At 64.7% G+C, this 15,065-nt stretch carries 12 protein-coding genes and 1 tRNA gene; 10 read left to right on the top strand and 3 right to left on the bottom strand.

Annotation, left to right across the window (positions count from 1 at the left end; genetic code table 11):
* The first annotated feature begins 279 nt into the window (after window positions 1-279).
* Complete coding sequence (locus tag ACRQEC_RS06560; RefSeq protein ID WP_284890295.1) at window positions 280-1,065, top strand: L-threonylcarbamoyladenylate synthase; 786 nt, start codon at window positions 280-282, stop codon at window positions 1,063-1,065.
* Between the two features lie 96 nt (window positions 1,066-1,161).
* Here the strand turns inward: ACRQEC_RS06560 and ACRQEC_RS06555 are convergent, their stop codons facing one another.
* Window positions 1,162-1,755: a GDSL-type esterase/lipase family protein gene (locus ACRQEC_RS06555; RefSeq protein WP_087069889.1), complete on the bottom strand. Its 594-nt coding sequence runs from the start codon at window positions 1,753-1,755 to the stop codon at window positions 1,162-1,164.
* 174 nt (window positions 1,756-1,929) lie between these two features.
* Here ACRQEC_RS06555 and ACRQEC_RS06550 point away from each other — a divergent pair, with 174 nt between their 5' ends.
* The 5 genes from ACRQEC_RS06550 to ACRQEC_RS06530 all read left to right on the top strand — a co-directional run bounded on the left by ACRQEC_RS06550 (window position 1,930) and on the right by ACRQEC_RS06530 (window position 8,212).
* Window positions 1,930-3,231 (top strand): hemolysin family protein, encoded by a 1,302-nt coding sequence (locus ACRQEC_RS06550; RefSeq protein WP_284890294.1) that lies wholly within the window; start codon window positions 1,930-1,932, stop codon window positions 3,229-3,231.
* Window positions 3,224-4,249 carry a hemolysin family protein gene (locus tag ACRQEC_RS06545; protein WP_284890293.1) on the top strand — a complete coding sequence of 342 codons (1,026 nt, stop codon included), beginning with the start codon at window positions 3,224-3,226 and terminating at the stop codon, window positions 4,247-4,249. The genes ACRQEC_RS06550 and ACRQEC_RS06545 overlap by 8 nt, the downstream gene beginning before the upstream one ends.
* 395 nt (window positions 4,250-4,644) lie before the next feature.
* Window positions 4,645-6,153, top strand: coding sequence for a M23 family metallopeptidase (locus ACRQEC_RS06540; protein ID WP_301575181.1), 1,509 nt, complete (start codon window positions 4,645-4,647; stop codon window positions 6,151-6,153).
* Window positions 6,153-7,082 (top strand): glycerophosphodiester phosphodiesterase family protein, encoded by a 930-nt coding sequence (locus ACRQEC_RS06535; protein ID WP_284890291.1) that lies wholly within the window; start codon window positions 6,153-6,155, stop codon window positions 7,080-7,082. The genes ACRQEC_RS06540 and ACRQEC_RS06535 overlap by 1 nt, the downstream gene beginning before the upstream one ends.
* A gap of 185 nt (window positions 7,083-7,267) precedes the next feature.
* Entirely contained in the window at window positions 7,268-8,212 is a 945-nt protein-coding gene (locus ACRQEC_RS06530; RefSeq protein ID WP_284890290.1) for a zinc-binding dehydrogenase, read from the top strand.
* Window positions 8,213-8,367: 155 nt separating this feature from the next.
* Here ACRQEC_RS06530 and ACRQEC_RS06525 read toward each other — a convergent pair.
* Window positions 8,368-8,440, bottom strand: a tRNA-Arg gene (locus ACRQEC_RS06525).
* 72 nt (window positions 8,441-8,512) lie between these two features.
* Between ACRQEC_RS06525 and argS the strand changes: the two genes are divergently transcribed.
* Window positions 8,513-10,189 carry an arginine--tRNA ligase gene (gene argS / locus ACRQEC_RS06520; RefSeq protein WP_284890289.1) on the top strand — a complete coding sequence of 559 codons (1,677 nt, stop codon included), beginning with the start codon at window positions 8,513-8,515 and terminating at the stop codon, window positions 10,187-10,189.
* On the top strand, window positions 10,186-11,721 hold the full coding sequence (gene lysA, locus ACRQEC_RS06515) for a diaminopimelate decarboxylase (RefSeq protein WP_284890288.1): 1,536 nt from the start codon (window positions 10,186-10,188) through the stop codon (window positions 11,719-11,721). The genes argS and lysA overlap by 4 nt, the downstream gene beginning before the upstream one ends.
* Here the strand turns inward: lysA and aroD are convergent.
* Complete coding sequence (gene aroD, locus ACRQEC_RS06510; RefSeq protein WP_284890287.1) at window positions 11,718-12,524, bottom strand: type I 3-dehydroquinate dehydratase; 807 nt, start codon at window positions 12,522-12,524, stop codon at window positions 11,718-11,720. The two genes, lysA and aroD, sit on opposite strands and share 4 nt — an antisense overlap.
* Window positions 12,525-12,812: 288 nt before the next feature.
* Between aroD and ACRQEC_RS06505 the strand changes: the two genes are divergently transcribed.
* Both ACRQEC_RS06505 and thrB read left to right on the top strand, forming a co-directional pair.
* A complete protein-coding gene (locus ACRQEC_RS06505; protein ID WP_284890285.1) occupies window positions 12,813-14,099 on the top strand; it encodes a homoserine dehydrogenase in 1,287 nt (428 codons plus the stop codon).
* Window positions 14,099-14,983, top strand: a complete 885-nt coding sequence (gene thrB / locus ACRQEC_RS06500) for a homoserine kinase (RefSeq protein WP_284890284.1) — start codon at window positions 14,099-14,101, stop codon at window positions 14,981-14,983. Before ACRQEC_RS06505 ends, thrB begins: the two co-directional genes overlap by 1 nt.
* The last annotated feature ends 82 nt before the right edge of the window (window positions 14,984-15,065 follow it).

Genomic DNA, 15,065 nt, shown 5'->3' with positions numbered 1-15,065 from the left:
GTGCCGTGTCCTCATTGGCAATCGGCGATATTTTCGACAATCCACCCGATATGTTACTCCGTATCTCCCCCGGATAGGCGGGTATGTTAGTCCGCGGAACGATTCGCGTACGTCCAGTATATGAACATTTCGTCTCAGAATCTGGAATTTACATTAGTGTCTAGAGTGCGCGGTTTCCCGGCGCGGCACGCGCCGGGCGTCGTCGTACTAGAAACGAAAACCGCGCGCATGTTTCGCGAGAAAACGGAACCACCCACGGTAGAAGAGAAGGAGGCCCGCGTGGCTGAAGGATATGTGCACTGGAATGGCGAACTGAATACGGAAGCCACCCAGCTGCTTCGCGCGGGCGGCGCCATGTGCGTGGTGCCCACCAAGGTCGGCTATATTATCGCCACCACCGATTCGGCCGGGCTGGAACGCAAATTCGCGGTGAAGAACCGCAAACGCAATAAGCCCGCCGTGGTGCTGTGCGGCTCCATGGAAGAACTGGAAACCCTGGCGCAACTCACCCCGGAAATTCGCGATTTTTACCAGAAGAACTGGGACGAAGATATCCTCATGGGCTGCATCCTGCCCTGGCGAGCCGAGGCTGCCGAACAATACATTCCGGAAGAAGGCGAAGCGCGCAACCTCGTGCGCGACGGGCGTGGAACCTCCTGCTTCGTGATTCGCTACGGCAAGGCTGCCGAGCAGATTGCCGCGGAGCTGTGGGAGAAGGATAGGAAGCTGGTCTTCGCTTCCTCGGCGAATCCCTCCGGGCGTGGGAACCGCGGCAAGGTGGAAGGAATCGGAACCGATATTGCCACCGAAGCGGATCTGGTGATCGAAGCTGATGATTATGTGACGTCCATTCAGCCCGATGCCTCCGAAGCTACCCGCTGGGAGCAGGGCGTGATGGTGTCCTTCGTGGACGAATCCGGGAAACTGGTTCCCGAACAGAACGGGCAGCGGATGGTCACCCCCGCGCCGGTGCTCATCCGCAAGGGCGTGTACCTGGATCGGATTCTCCAGCTGCTTTCCGAATCCTTCCTCAGCTGGGATTTCCGACAGGGGGCGTACTACTAAGTCGCTAAAAAGCTTTGCTTGCGAGTAGTGAGCTGCGCGGCGGTCGATCTGGTGGTCGGCCGCCGCGTTGTAGTGCCGGGGCTATGTAGTTGGTTACTAGTTGGCCGCCGCGCGAATCCCGAGCCACTGGTTCCACCCGTGGTGGAGCACCAGCCAGGCCATAAGCCCGTAACCGGCCTGGCGCGGCGCATAACCCCCGCTCAGGTCCATATCGGTATTCCACTGCTCGTGATCCACCAGGGGGCTAAAGGTATCCACGAAGGGGAAACGCCGCCGCTCGGTCACATCCCGGTAGGCATTGGATAAATTGAGCTGCACATCGCGGGGCAGATCCGGGCGCGGGGGCGGGCCCACCACGAAGGGGCGCATGCGCATGCGGTCCGCGGAATCCAGCAGATTCGCCAGGTGCAGGCGCGCCCGCGCCATGGTGCCACCGCGCTCCAGATCGTGACTTCCCAGCCCGATCACCAGGCGCGATTCAATATCCGGGCCGGTGCGCAGGGCAACTTCCCGCTCCCAGCGCTCCGCCATCTCCGAAATTGTTTCCCCGGGAACAGCCAACGTGAGGGGGAGGAGCGGAGGATCGGTGAGGGTGCGAGCCATCACGCGGCCCGTCCACCCGAGCGCCCGCGCATCGCCGTACCCGGCCACCAGCTCATCGCCAATAAAGATGACACGTAAAGAATCCACGGCTGCCTCCCTTGCTACTAGGTAAATCCTAGCGTGCTCGCCCGCATCGAGTGGCGCGCGCAGACCGGTTGCGTTTGCGTGCGGCGGCGCGTGCGGTGCAGTTCGCGTACACCGGCGGCGCGCGCCACCCCCGCGAATCGCTAGACTGCAAGAAGCACCTACCCTGGAGTTTATGTGACCAACGCTCTTCTTTTACTTCTCGGCATCCTCCTCACGCTGGGAACCGCGCTTTTCGTGGCCGCGGAATTCTCCCTGGTGGCCCTGGACCCGGCCGCGGTGGAATCGCGCGCCGCTGAGGACCCGGCCGCCGCCAGCGTGGCCGGCCGCCTCCACCACCTTTCCCTCTTCCTCTCCGCCTGCCAGGTGGGTATCACCATCACCACGATCCTGCTCGGCTACGTGGCCCAGCAACCCCTCACCGACATATTGACGGGCTGGCTGGGCGCGGCCGGGGTGGCGCGCGCCGCCGCGGTTGCTATTGCCGCCGCCGCGGCCTTCCTCCTCGTCAATCTCTTCTCCATGCTCTTCGGGGAATTGGTCCCCAAGAATATGGCGCTGGCCGAACCCCTGCGCACCGCCGCCCGGGTGGGCGGCCCGTTGCACGCCTTCAGCGTGGTGTTCAAACCCGTGATCGTCTCCTTCAACGCCACCGCGAACTGGCTGCTGCGCCGCATGGGCGTGGAACCGGCCGATGAAATCTCCGGGGCGCGTTCGGGTCCGGAACTGGGTGCCCTGGTGCGCCAATCCGCGGCGGCCGGCACCCTGGAGCCCTCCACCGCGCGCCTGCTCACCGCCTCCATCGGCGCGGGCGGGCTCACGGCCATCGATATTATGACCGACCGCGGCCGGGTGGAATACCTGGAAGAAACCGCCTCCGCGGCGGATGTGATCACCGCAGCCCGCACCACCGGCTTCTCGCGTTTCCCCGTGGTGGGCGAGGGCGGCCTCGACGATATCCGCGGATTCGCGCACCTGCGCCCCGCCGTGGCTATTCCTGCCGAGCGCCGCGCGGACGTGCCCGTCACCTCCTCCTCGGTGATGCGCGAAGCATTTGCGGTACCCGAAACGATGGAATTGCCCGAGCTCCTCGTGGTGCTGCGAGATATCGGTGGCCAAACGGCCGTCGTCGTCGATGAATACGGCGGCACCTCCGGAATCGTGACGCTTGAGGACGCTGTGGAAGAAATCGTCGGCAATATAGCGGACGAACACGACCGCCGCGGCACCGGCGCGCGCCGCACCGCCCCGGGAACCTGGGTGGTGCCCGGCTTGTTGCGCCCGGACGAAGCCTTCCGCATCTGCGGGGTGCGCCTGCCCGAAGACGGCCCCTACGAAACCCTCGGCGGGCTGATTATGGCCGAACTTGGCCGTATTCCTGCGGTGGGGGACACGGTGGAGGTCGACGACGCCCAGTTGACAGTGCGTGCTATGGACGAACGACGCGTGGAAACGGTGGAGGTGAAAATCCATGAGTAATACCCTCGCCCTCATCCTCACCGTGCTGTTGCTTGCCGGAAACGCCTATTTCGTGGCCTGCGAATTCGCGCTCACCGCCTCGCGGCCCTCCCGCCTGGAACCCCTGGCGGAAAGCAACGCGCGCGCCGCGAAAACCCTGGCGGCGTCCCGCAACCTCAATGAAATGCTGGCCGCCTGCCAGCTCGGCGTAACCCTGTGCTCGGTGGCCCTCGGGGCGCTCGCGGAACCGGCGCTCGCGGCGCTGCTGCTGGTGCCGCTGGCCGCGGTGGGCGCCGGGGCGGTCCTCGCCCACACCATCGCTTTTGTGCTGGCCCTGCTCCTGGTAACCGCCCTGCACGTGATCCTGGGGGAAATGGTGCCGAAGAACCTGGCGGTCACCCATCCCGAACGCCTCGGGATGCTGTTTGTGCCTTCGCTGTTGGTTTTTGACCGGGTCTTCCGCCCGATCACCGGATCGCTCAACTGGCTCGCGGTACATATCGTTTCCTGGATGGGGATGAAACCGAAAGACGAGGTTATCTCCGCGTTTACCGCTTCCGAGGTTGCGGCGATTGTGCACGCCTCCCAGGCGGCCGGAGTGCTCCAGGATACCCAGGGGCTTATCACCGGGGCGCTGGAATTTTCCGAACACCAGGTGGGGGACACTATGCTGCCCCTCGATAAGGTGGTGACCTGCCCGCGCACCGCCACGCCCGCGCAGGTGGAGCGGCTGGTGGCCGACCACGGGTATTCACGGTTCCCACTGGTCAGTGGCGGGAATATCGTCGGGTACATTCACGTGAAGGATATTCTCGACGCCGCCCAGCGCGACCTGCCTATCTCCGCCCGCTTGGTGCGGCCGGTCCGCAGCCTTGCTGCCAGCACCAGCGTGGAGGACGCCCTGCGAACTATGCAAACCTCGGGGACGCATATGGCTATCGTGGAAGATAACGGAAAGGTAACGGGTGTGATCTTCCTCGAAGATGTCATTGAAGACCTCGTCGGGGACGTGCGCGATTCCATGCAGCGCCGTGCCTAAAACGGCGAGATAGCGCGGATTGGGCGGGGTGTGTTTGCTGTGATGAGGGTGCGGAACGGTTCGGGGTGGGGCCGGTAGGGCGCGATGCGATACGGCTCATGTGGTGAAAACTCTTTGCCTTTCCGGCGCTGACCGTTATCATTTTGTAATAGTGACGGGCCGGTGGATGAGCCGGCCATTTGGCAGGGAAAATGAGGAGAGCAGTGAGCGCGGTACACCACACCTCTCGCGGCGGGCGCAGAGCGGCCCGGGCGCACGAGGCTCCGCAGGAGCGCGTTGGGAAACGCGCCGCGCGCGCCGCTGCTGATGTGAGTGCGGAGGGTTCGCGCTCGGTGGTGTCTCGGCCTGCGGGTTCCCGGGCGGCGGCTTCGCACGCCGTGTCCGTTTCACACTCGGTGTCTGTTTCGCACGCGGTGCCTGATTCGCATCCTGCACGCGCGGCGCACGCTGCGCATGCTTCGCATGCACGTCCCGCTGCTCCCACCGCTCAGGTAACTTCTGCAACTCTTGCGGCTCCTGCAACTCTGGCGGCTCCTGAAACTTCCGCCGGGCGTGCCCGCCGCGCTGCCGCGCCGGAGTCCCTTTCAACTTCCCGCGCGGTCGCTACCGTTGAAAGTGCCGGCCAGGTGCGTACCTCCGGCAAACGAGCCGAAGCTGCGCAACCCGAGCGGCGCGGGCGCCGCGCCGCCGTCGTCGCCCCGGCTGCAGCGGCAGAAACGGTCGCCCCGGCTGCGGCAGCAGAAACGCCCGCAACAGTCGCACCGCTCGCAACGGTGAGCGAACTTCCCGCGCGCGGCAAACGCGCCCGCGTCGCGGCGCCGGCAGCTACCCCGCAGTCGGAAGCCACACCGGTAAGCGCGCGTCCGGTCAGCCCGCTGCCAGAACCTACTGCGCTCCCCACCCCGGAACTAAAACCGCAAGTGAACGCGGGGCGCGGGGCCGCTTTCGGTGTCGTTCTTCCTTCTTCTTTGACCATCGCCGCCTGCGAAGCCGCGCCCACCGGCGGAATCGGCGCCGCGGGAATCACCACCGATACCGAGGGCACGGAAGTCCTCTCCGAATCGGATATTGATGCGGCGGTGCGCGCGGGTGAAGCCCGTGGGCGCGCGCAGAACCGGGAGCGCTCGGACCGGATCCTGGCCGGGGCGGCCGCGCACTGGGCGGTAGCGCGTTCCGTTTCTCCTTACCGCAATATTCTTATTGGCGCGGTGGCCTGCTTGGGCATGGTGCTTCCCGTTATGTCCACCTTGCAGGGCAATGCGGCGCAGGCCGCGAACCCAGCTTTCGTGGCACCCATGGCAGAAGAATTCACCACCCCGGCCCAGCTCACCGGGGAAGTCGGTGCGATTCAGCGCGCCCAGGCCCGCACCGCGGCGGAAAATCCGCGCCGCGCCTGCCCCACCTCCGCCGGAGCTTCCGGTACTCGCGCCGCTTTTGATATCCCTACGGATCGCCTTATCGTCAAACCGCTGCCCGAGGGTAGCTATCGCCTCACCTCGCCGTTCGGCACCCGCGTGGACCCGATCTCCGGGGAAGTTTCCTCCCACGCCGGGCAGGATTTCGGCGCCCCGGCCGGCACCCCGATCCACGCCATCGCTGACGGCGTGGTCAAGCACGCCGGCGAAGGCATCCAGGGCCGCTCAAATAATCTCATTATTATCGAGCACACCATTAACGGAGAAAAGTTCAGCTCCTGGTATATCCACATGTACGACGACGGAGTTTTCGTCAAGGCCGGTGACAAAGTCAAGGCCGGTGACGTGATCGGAGCGGTGGGCTCGAATGGCTACTCCACCGGCCCGCATCTCCACCTGGAGATCCACGCCGCTAATGACGAACTTCTCGACCCGCTCGCTTTCCTGGAAGAACGCCAAGCCCAGCCTCTCGAGGCGGATTGCAAGTAATGGGGCGACTCTACGATATTGATGGGCCCGCGCTCATCATCGCCCACCGCGGCGGCGGTAACGAATACCCGGAAAACTCCCTGCGCGCTTTTGAGGCTCTCTACCGCGCGGGATTTCGGCATATCGAATCGGATGTGCATGCCACTGCGGATGGCGTAGCGGTGATCCTCCACGATCCGCTCTTGGACCGCACCACGGACGGGGTTGGCCCGGTCAGCGCGCACACCTGGGCGGAAGTAGCGCAGGTCCGCAACGAAGCCGGGGAGCGCCCGCCGCGCCTGGATGAAGTCCTCGACGCTTTCCCGGATGCTGTTTTTAACCTGGACGCGAAATCGGATGCCGCGGTGGAACCGCTGGTGGCAGCGGTGCGGCGCACCGGGGCCGCGGGGCGGGTGTGCCTGGCCAGTTTCTCCCAAGCCCGGGTGGAACGCATGCGCAGCCGGCTGCCCGGAGCCACATTTTCGCTGGGCCGCTCGGCGGTGGCCTGGCTCATGGCGCTCTCCCGCCTCCCGGGAGCACAAGGGGTGCGCATCGCCAAATTCCCCGGTTCGCAGCGTGGCTTCCAGGCCGTTCAGGTGCCGGTAGATATCGCGTTGCCGCGCCCGCGCTCGTTACCCCGCCTTCGCTCGCTGCCCGGCCTTCGCTCGCTACCGAACCCGTGGCCGCTTTCGCGCACCCACCGCTTGCACCGCTCGCTCCGGAGCGAGGATGAGTCTGGCAGCGGCACACTCGGCCACCCGGTTCCCGTTCTCACCGCGCGGTTTGTGCAGCTCGCCCACGCGCAAGGGCTGGCGGTGCACGCCTGGACGATTAATTCAGCCGCGGAAGCGGAAGGGCTGCTCGACCTGGGTGTTGATGGCATTATTACCGACGAACCCAGCGCGATGCGCAGCTATTTCGATAACTCGCAGTACTCGGTGCGGATCTAAACACCGGTCGCGGGAGGGGAACGCGGCCGGGAGCGGCGTCGTCGTACCACATTCTGGACCACGCCGGCGCGCCACGCTCTCAGCGCAACTTCCGCGCAAATAGTGATGGAACAAACAAAAAATGCTAGGCTTAAAGTCCCTTGCAGCGCATCGATGCGCCGCACCGCCACACAGAAGGAGTTGTGATGAAGGCCTGGCAATTTACGAATACCAATGAACCGCTTGTTCTCAATGAGGTTCCCGATCCCACGGCCGGCCCGGGCGAGGTGGTCCTGGAGATGAAGGCGGCCGGTATTTGCCATTCGGATGTTGGTCTACTCACGGATGAGGGCTGGCTGTCCATGCTCGCCAAGCGCCCCATCACCATTGGGCACGAAAATTCGGGCGTGGTGGCCGAAGTGGGCGAAGGCGTCACGGAGTACAAGGTCGGGGATCGCGTGGGCGTGTGCCCCACCACCGCGGCCGGGGCGCCCGGTTACAGTTTTGACGGCGGTTTCGCGCCGAAGATGGCGGTTCCGGCCGAAGCGCTCGTTCCGCTTCCTGACGGGGTTGATTTTATTTTGGGCGCGGCCGCAACCGATGCCGGGATGACCTCCCACGCGGCGGTCGTGACCCAGGGCGGTCTGCAGAAGGGCCAAACTGTGGGCATTATCGGCCTGGGCGGGCTCGGCCAGATCGGTGCGCGAGTGGCGGTGCTCGCTGGCGCGGATGTGTACGTGGCTGAAATTAATGAAAAGGTGTGGCCGCTGGCCGAAAAGATCGGCGCCGAGGGCGTGAAGAAAGATATTAAAGACTTCTCCGATATTACTTTCGACCTCATCGTGGACTTCGCCGGTTTCGGCACCACCACCGCGGACGCCGTGGATATTATCCGCCGCGATGGCACCGTGGTGGTTGTGGGCATGGGCAAGCTGGAATCGCTTATTTCCACGAAGAGCCTCATCCTCAACCAGTGCCGCCTCATCGGCTCCAACGGCGGCACCAAGGAAGATATTGCCGGGATTTACGAGTTCATGGCCACCGGGAAACTCACCCCGCAGGTCACCACCATCCCCTTCGAGGAGATTCCCGAAGGCATCGAGAAGCTCAAGAATCACGAGGTCGTGGGGCGCCTGGTGGTTGAGTACTAAACGCCGGTAGTGTTCCGGCTACGGCGCGCGTGTGAGGAACGACGGCGCAGCTCAAGCACCGCGCACTCTTCAAGAACGACGGCGCAGCTGGGGCCACCAGTGCAGCGATGGGCCCGCATATCTTTCGATACGCGGGCCCATCTTTGTGCGATTTGTGCCCCGAACAGGATTCGAACCTGCGGCCTTTCGCTCCGGAGGCGAACGCTCTATCCCCTGAGCTATCGGGGCGCACTGCGCTACTTTACCACGTCGGCGGGTGGCGGTGTAATTCTGTCGTAGATAGCACGTACACTTAGATGCGTGACTCCGGAAGAACTCAGTGCATGTATCGCGGCGGAAATCAGCGCCGCACGTAATGAAGGTCAGCTTCACCTCGATGGTGATATTCCCGCGGTGAAAATCGAGCGCCCGCGTTCGCGCGAGCACGGGGATTGGGCCACGAATGTGGCTATGCAACTCGCCAAGCGCGCCGGGATGCCCCCGCGTGACCTGGCTACCCTGCTGGCCGGGCGCCTCGAAGGCGTGGCCGGTATCGCCCAGGTGGAGGTCGCCGGCCCCGGTTTTATTAATATTCGTCTCTCGGCCGGGGCGGCCGGGGAACTGGCCCGCAGCATCGTGGAACAGGGCGAGCGCTACGGCTCCTCCCAGGCGGGCGCCGGAACCACCGTCAATTTGGAATACGTTTCCGCGAATCCCACCGGCCCCATCCACATCGGGGGAGCACGCTGGGCCGCGGTGGGGGATACCCTCGCCCGGATTCTCAGCTTCACCGGCGCGAACGTGGTGCGCGAATATTACTTCAATGATCACGGCAACCAGATCAACCATTTCTCGGAAAGTCTGCTGGCCGCGGCGCTGGGCCGCGAAACCCCGGAAGATGGCTACGGTGGAACATATATTTCCGATATTGCCGATCAGGTTATTGCCCAGGAGCTAGCCGCCGGGCGCCCCGATCCGCGCACCCTCCCGGAAGCCGAAGCCCAGGAAGTATTCCGCGCCGGCGGGGTGGAGCTCATGTTCGCGGAGATCAAGAGTTCCCTGGCTGATTTCCGAGCCGAATTTGATGTGTTCTTCCACGAGCAATCCCTCCACGATTCCGGAGCGGTTGCCGCCGCCATTGAAAAACTGCGCGAACGCGGTGTTATTTACGAAGAAGATAACGCGGTATGGCTACGCTCCACCGATTTCGGTGATGATAAAGACCGCGTCATCGTGAAATCAGACGGGGAAACCGCCTACTTCGCCGGTGACATCGCCTACTACCTCGATAAGCGCCACCGCGGGGCCGATCACGCCGTCTATATGCTCGGCGCGGATCACCACGGCTATATCGGGCGTATGTACGCCATGGCCCGTGCTTTCGGGGATACCGCCGGCAAGGGCGGCAATATGGAAATCCTCATCGGCCAGCTGGTCAATCTCAAGCGCGATGGTGTTCCGGTGCGCATGTCCAAGCGCGCGGGCACCGTGGTCACCCTGGAGGATCTGGTGGACGCCGTGGGCGTGGATGCGGCACGCTACTCACTGGTGCGCGCCTCGGTGGATACCACCCTGGAGCTGGACCTCAATGTGCTGGCCTCGCACACCAATGACAACCCGGTCTACTACGTGCAATACGCGCACGCCCGCACCGCGAATGTGGCCCGCAATGCGGCCGAACACGGGGTGCAGCGCGCGGATGCCTTCACCCCGGAACTCCTGGAGCAAGCCGATTCTGATCTGATCGGGCAGCTCGCCCGCTTCCCGGAAGTGATCTCGCTGGCCGCGGCCAATCGCGAACCGCACCGGGTGGCCCGCTACCTGGAAGAACTGGCCGGCGCCTACCACACCTGGTACGGCAAGGCCCGGGTCACCCCGCGCGCGGATGAAGAAGTCAGCGATCTGCACCGCACCCGCCTCTGGGTGAACGACGCCACCCGCCAGGTCCTCGCCAATGGCTTGCACCTGCTCGGGGTGAGCGCCCCGGAGAAAATGTGAGCGGCCCGGTGAGCACCTCGGTGAGCACCGCGGTGAGTAATCTTGAGCAGCTGCCCGCGCCCCTCCCGGAAGGTTCGCCTACCGGGGTGTGGTCCACCACGGCACGCCGCCTTCCCGGTGACCTGGAGGTGGGCGGCTGCTCGGTGCGCGCCCTGGCGGAACGCTTCGGTACCCCGCTCTACATCCTGGACGAAGCAGATGCGCGCGCCCGGGCTGCCGCCTGGGTGAGCGCGATGCGGGAGGCTTTTGCGGAGCTGGCGGGAGCGGATGTTTACTACGCCTGCAAGGCTTTTGCCAGCGTGGGCGTGGCCCGGTGGATGCTGGAAGAAGGTCTCCACCTGGATACCTGCTCCGAAGGGGAGTTGCGCATCGCCCTGGCGGCCGGAGCGCGCGGGCACCAGCTCGGCTTGCACGGCAATAATAAATCCGCGGCGGAAATCGAGCTGGCCCTGGACCATGCGGTTGCCCACCTGGTGGTTGATTCCCTGGCCGAAATAGAGCTGGTGGCCGCCGCGGCCGCGCGGCGCGGGCAGGTCGCCGCCGTCGTGGTGCGGGTGACTTCCGGTATTCACGCGGGCGGCCACGATTTCATTGCCACGGCCCACGAGGATCAAAAATTCGGTCTCTCGCTCGCCAGCGGCGCGGCTTGGGAGGCGATTGAGCGCATCGAGGCCAATCCGTGGCTACGCCTGGTGGGATTGCATTCGCATATCGGATCCCAAATTGTGGCGACGGAAGCTTTCGTGGCCGCGGCACGCGCCATCCTGGACCTGCGGGCCCGGGTGGCCCGCGAGCTGGGAACCGTCATCCCCGAAATTGACCTGGGTGGTGGTTACGGGGTGCGCTATACCGGCGCGGACCCGATTCCGCCCACCCCGCGCGACTTCGCCACGGTGCTCGCCGCGGAAGTGGCTCGGCACAGCGCCGAGAGCGGCATTCCCGCCCCGCGCATCTCCGTGGAACCGGGCCGCTCCATTATCGCCCCGGCCGGCATGACGCTCTACACCGTGGGAACCGTCAAAAACGTCCACGTGGATGCCACCCGCACCCGCACCTACGTTTCGGTGGACGGAGGCATGTCCGATAACATCCGCCCCGCCCTCTACGGCGCCGATTACACCGCGGCCCTCGTGGACCGTGTGCCGGCCAACACCGGCACGGGCACCAGCACAGGCACCACTATTGAGGCCGACGACGCCGCCGCGGCAAGCGCGGCGGATCCCTCTGCCGGTGCGGCGGCCACCCAGGGGAATCCCGAAGGTGCGCGCGTCTGCCGAGTTGTCGGTAAGCATTGCGAATCGGGCGATATTGTGGTGCGCGCCGTCGCCCTCCCGGAGGATATTCACGCCGGTGACCTGCTTGTCACGCCGGCCACCGGCGCCTACGGGCGGGTCATGGCCTCGCATTACAATATGCTGCCCAGCCCGGGAGTTATTGCGGTGAGCGGCGGCCGGGCTCGCTGGCTTATTCGCGGGGAAACCGTGGCCGATATCCTCGCGCTAGACGCAGATTACCCGGCCGCCGAAAACTAATCCTCCGGCAGCACGGCCTCGCTCACCTGAGCGGGCTTTTCCCAGGTATCCGGGGCGCTGCTCCACGCCGAAATCGCGTCCACCACCGGGCGCAGCTCGCTCAGGGCGATCTGCCCGGCCGCGGTGGTCTGCCCGGCCTGACCCCAGGTACCCGCGGAGCCGAAAATAGCAGAAGTAATCCGGCTCATGGTCCCCAGCGCCCCCATGGCGATGGTGATGAGCGGAACGTGCAGCTCCTGGCTGGCCCGGTAGGTCGCGTTGAGCACCGTCACCACATCACCCGGATGCGCGGGAGTCACCGCAATTTTCGCGATAGACGCCCCGTGCACCTGCAAGAGCCGCAGGCGATTCACGATCTCATCTTCGGGCGGGGTAGAACGGAAATCATGGTAGGAACCGATCACCGGAATCTGAGCCCGGGCCGCCTCCTGAATAATGCGTTCGGTCCACGCCCCGGTGCGGAACAGCTCCGCATCCACCGCATCCACCAGCCCGGATTGGATGAGCCGGATCACCAAAGGCCCGTAATCATCGGGCATAATCGCCTTCTGGCCACCCTCCGCCGCGGAACGGAAGGTGCCCAGAATCGGTAGATTCGTGGACTCACGCAAAAGGGTTCCCACCTCGGTGAGGGTGGAAAGATCCTCGAGGAAATCCACACGCCATTCCAGAACGTCAATGTCCTGTTCGGGAAGCTTCGCTACCTGCGTCCGCAGCTCGTCACCATTGGCGGGCGTAATGGACACGAGGATTTTCGTCGGCCCGGAGCCGAAGGTGACGTCCTTGATTTTCACAGTGGGCATCGCGCACCTCGCTTTCTCTTCGTGCATCGGTCGATGCATTTTCCATGGGGATATTGTACCCATCCGCGTGGCGGGCGCCACACCCAGTTTTCGCCGCATACAAAGACCATACGCTCGCTGCGGGCGGGCCGGTGGCGCGCCCCGGCCCTACCTTCGCTAGGCTAGGACACGCGAGGACAGAGAGGCCGGCGCATCGCCCGGACCGAGCCGGTATTGCCCGAGCCAAGCCGCATCCGCGCAGGCCGAGCCGGCATTCGCGCGGCGCGTTCGTCAAGATAAGGAGTAGGCGTGAAGGAAGTCAAGGTTGCCCTGCTGGGGGCGGGAACGGTGGGAAGCGCCGTCGTCCGCCTGCTGCAAGCCAATGCGGAAGAATTTAACCTGCGAGCCGGGGCGCGCCTGCGCGTTATCGGCATCGCGGTACGCAACCTGGAGGCCCCGCGCGATCCCGCGATTGACCGCGCGCTGCTCACCACCGACGCCCACGCCATTATCGCCCAGGCGGATATTGTTATTGAACTTATGGGCGGCATTGAACCGGCGCGCGAATATATTTTGGCCGCTTTTGCCGCCGGCGCCTCGGTGGTCACCGGAAATAAGGCGCTGCTGGCCGAACACGGTCCAGAATTGTACGACGCCGCGGCGCGTGCCGGCGTCGACCTCTATTACGAGGCCGCGGTGGGCGGGGCCGTCCCGGTGGTGTACGGGCTGCGCGAATCCCTCGCCGGGGACCGCGTCACCCATATCCTCGGGATCGTCAATGGCACCACCAATTACATCCTCGACGAAATGACCACCAACGGGGAAAGTTTCGATGCTGCGGTAAAGAAGGCGCAGGAGCTTGGCTATGCCGAAGCGGATCCAAGCGCCGATGTGGACGGGTACGACGCCGCGGCAAAATGCGCCATTCTGGCCTCCCTCGCTTTCCACACCCGCGTCCAGCTTTCGGATGTCCACACCCACGGAATCCGCGATATCACCCCGGAGATGATCGCTTCGGCCGGGCGGGGCGGCTACGTGGTCAAGTTGGTGGCCTCCGCCAAACGGCGCGCGGACGGCATCGAATTGTACGTGGGCCCCACTCTTATTCCCGCTCAGCACCCGCTCGCCACCGTGCACGGGGCCTATAACGCCATCGTGGTGGAGGGTGAAGCCGCGGATCGCCTCATGTTCTACGGCCCGGGTGCCGGCGGGGATCCCACCGCCACCGCGGTTCTATCCGACCTGGTGGCCGCCGCCCACCACCGCGTGCACGGCGGGCTGGCCCCGCGCGAACTGGCCTACGGGGAGCTGCCAATTCTGCCGCCCGAACAGGCGCGCTCGCGCTTCCAGCTGAGCATGGACGTGGCCGATCACGTGGGTGTTCTTAGCGAGGTCACCGGCACCTTCGCCCGCCACAATGTTTCTATTAGCGGGGTCAGCCAAGAATCGCCCACCGCGGACCACCTGTGCCGCCTCACGGTCACCACCCACGAAGCCCTCCAGGCCGATGTGGAAGCAACCATCGCGGACCTTTCCGCGGCCGAGGGCTTGGCAACCGTGCGTACCGCGAGCTTCGTGCGGGTGGAGGTGGCCTAATGCGTATCGCCACCTCCGAAGCGCGGGTGCGGGTCCCGGCCACCTCCGGCAACCTCGGCCCCGGTTTTGATTGCATGGGCATGGCCCACAATCTCTGGGACGAGGTCAGCGTGCGCCTGACCACCGGGGCCACCCGGGTTCATATTGAAGGGGAGGGCGCGGATGTCCTCCCCACCGGCGATGATCACCTCATCGTGCGGGCCCTGCGCCGCGGTTTCGAGGCCGCGGCCCTGCCCGGCGTCGGTTTCGAGCTGCGCTGCACCAACGCGATTCCGCAGGGTCGCGGCCTGGGTTCTTCCGCGGCGGCCGTGGTGGCCGGCTTACTTTTAGTGCGCGGCCTCGTGGATCGCCCCGATATGTTCGACGACGGCGTTCTCCTCTCCCTCGCCACCGAATTTGAAGGACACCCCGATAATGCCGCACCGGCAATTTTCGGGGGCGCCGTCGTAACCTGGATGGAAGGAACGCAAGCCCGAGCTGCGCGTATCCCCACCTCTGTGGACACCACCCTCCTTATTCCCGGCGAGCAGCTCCTCACCGAAAAAGCGCGGGCCGCGCTCCCGGATACCGTTCCGCATGCCGACGCCGCTTTTAATGCTTCGCGTACCGCTATGCTCGCCCTCGCCCTCGAGCACTACCCGGATTTGCTCTGGCAGGCCACCGAAGATCGCCTCCACCAGGACTATCGCGCCGGGGCCATGCCGGCCTCCGCGGACGCGGTGCGGGCGCTGCGCGCGGCGGGATTCCCGGCCGTTATTTCCGGTGCCGGCCCATCCGTGCTAGTATTTTCACGCCTTGACGCTGACACAGTTTCTATGATGCAGCGGCGTGGATTTACGGTGAATACCGCTGGAATGTCCACACGGGGCGCTTATCTGGTGTAGACTAAGGTCTAACCGACGTTCTTATACCGGTTATTTCCCACGTACTTGAAATTGTCATAAGTGCGTTAACAACCCCTGAATT

Origin of the sequence: Actinotignum saccati, assembly GCF_051265055.1 — a bacterium.
Lineage (GTDB): Bacteria > Actinomycetota > Actinomycetes > Actinomycetales > Actinomycetaceae > Actinotignum.
Note: the sequence above shows the minus strand (reverse complement) of the source record. Positions and strands in the feature narration are given on the sequence as shown.

What these genes read in the sequence shown, in the direction of transcription:
- aroD (WP_284890287.1), bottom strand. Translation starts at nt 12,524, where the DNA reads ATGCCCACTGTGAAAATCAAGGACGTCACCTTCGGCTCCGGGCCGACG.
- ACRQEC_RS06545 (WP_284890293.1), top strand. Translation starts at nt 3,224, where the DNA reads ATGAGTAATACCCTCGCCCTCATCCTCACCGTGCTGTTGCTTGCCGGA.
- ACRQEC_RS06530 (WP_284890290.1), top strand. Translation starts at nt 7,268, where the DNA reads ATGAAGGCCTGGCAATTTACGAATACCAATGAACCGCTTGTTCTCAAT.
- ACRQEC_RS06535 (WP_284890291.1), top strand. Translation starts at nt 6,153, where the DNA reads ATGGGGCGACTCTACGATATTGATGGGCCCGCGCTCATCATCGCCCAC.
- thrB (WP_284890284.1), top strand. Translation starts at nt 14,099, where the DNA reads ATGCGTATCGCCACCTCCGAAGCGCGGGTGCGGGTCCCGGCCACCTCC.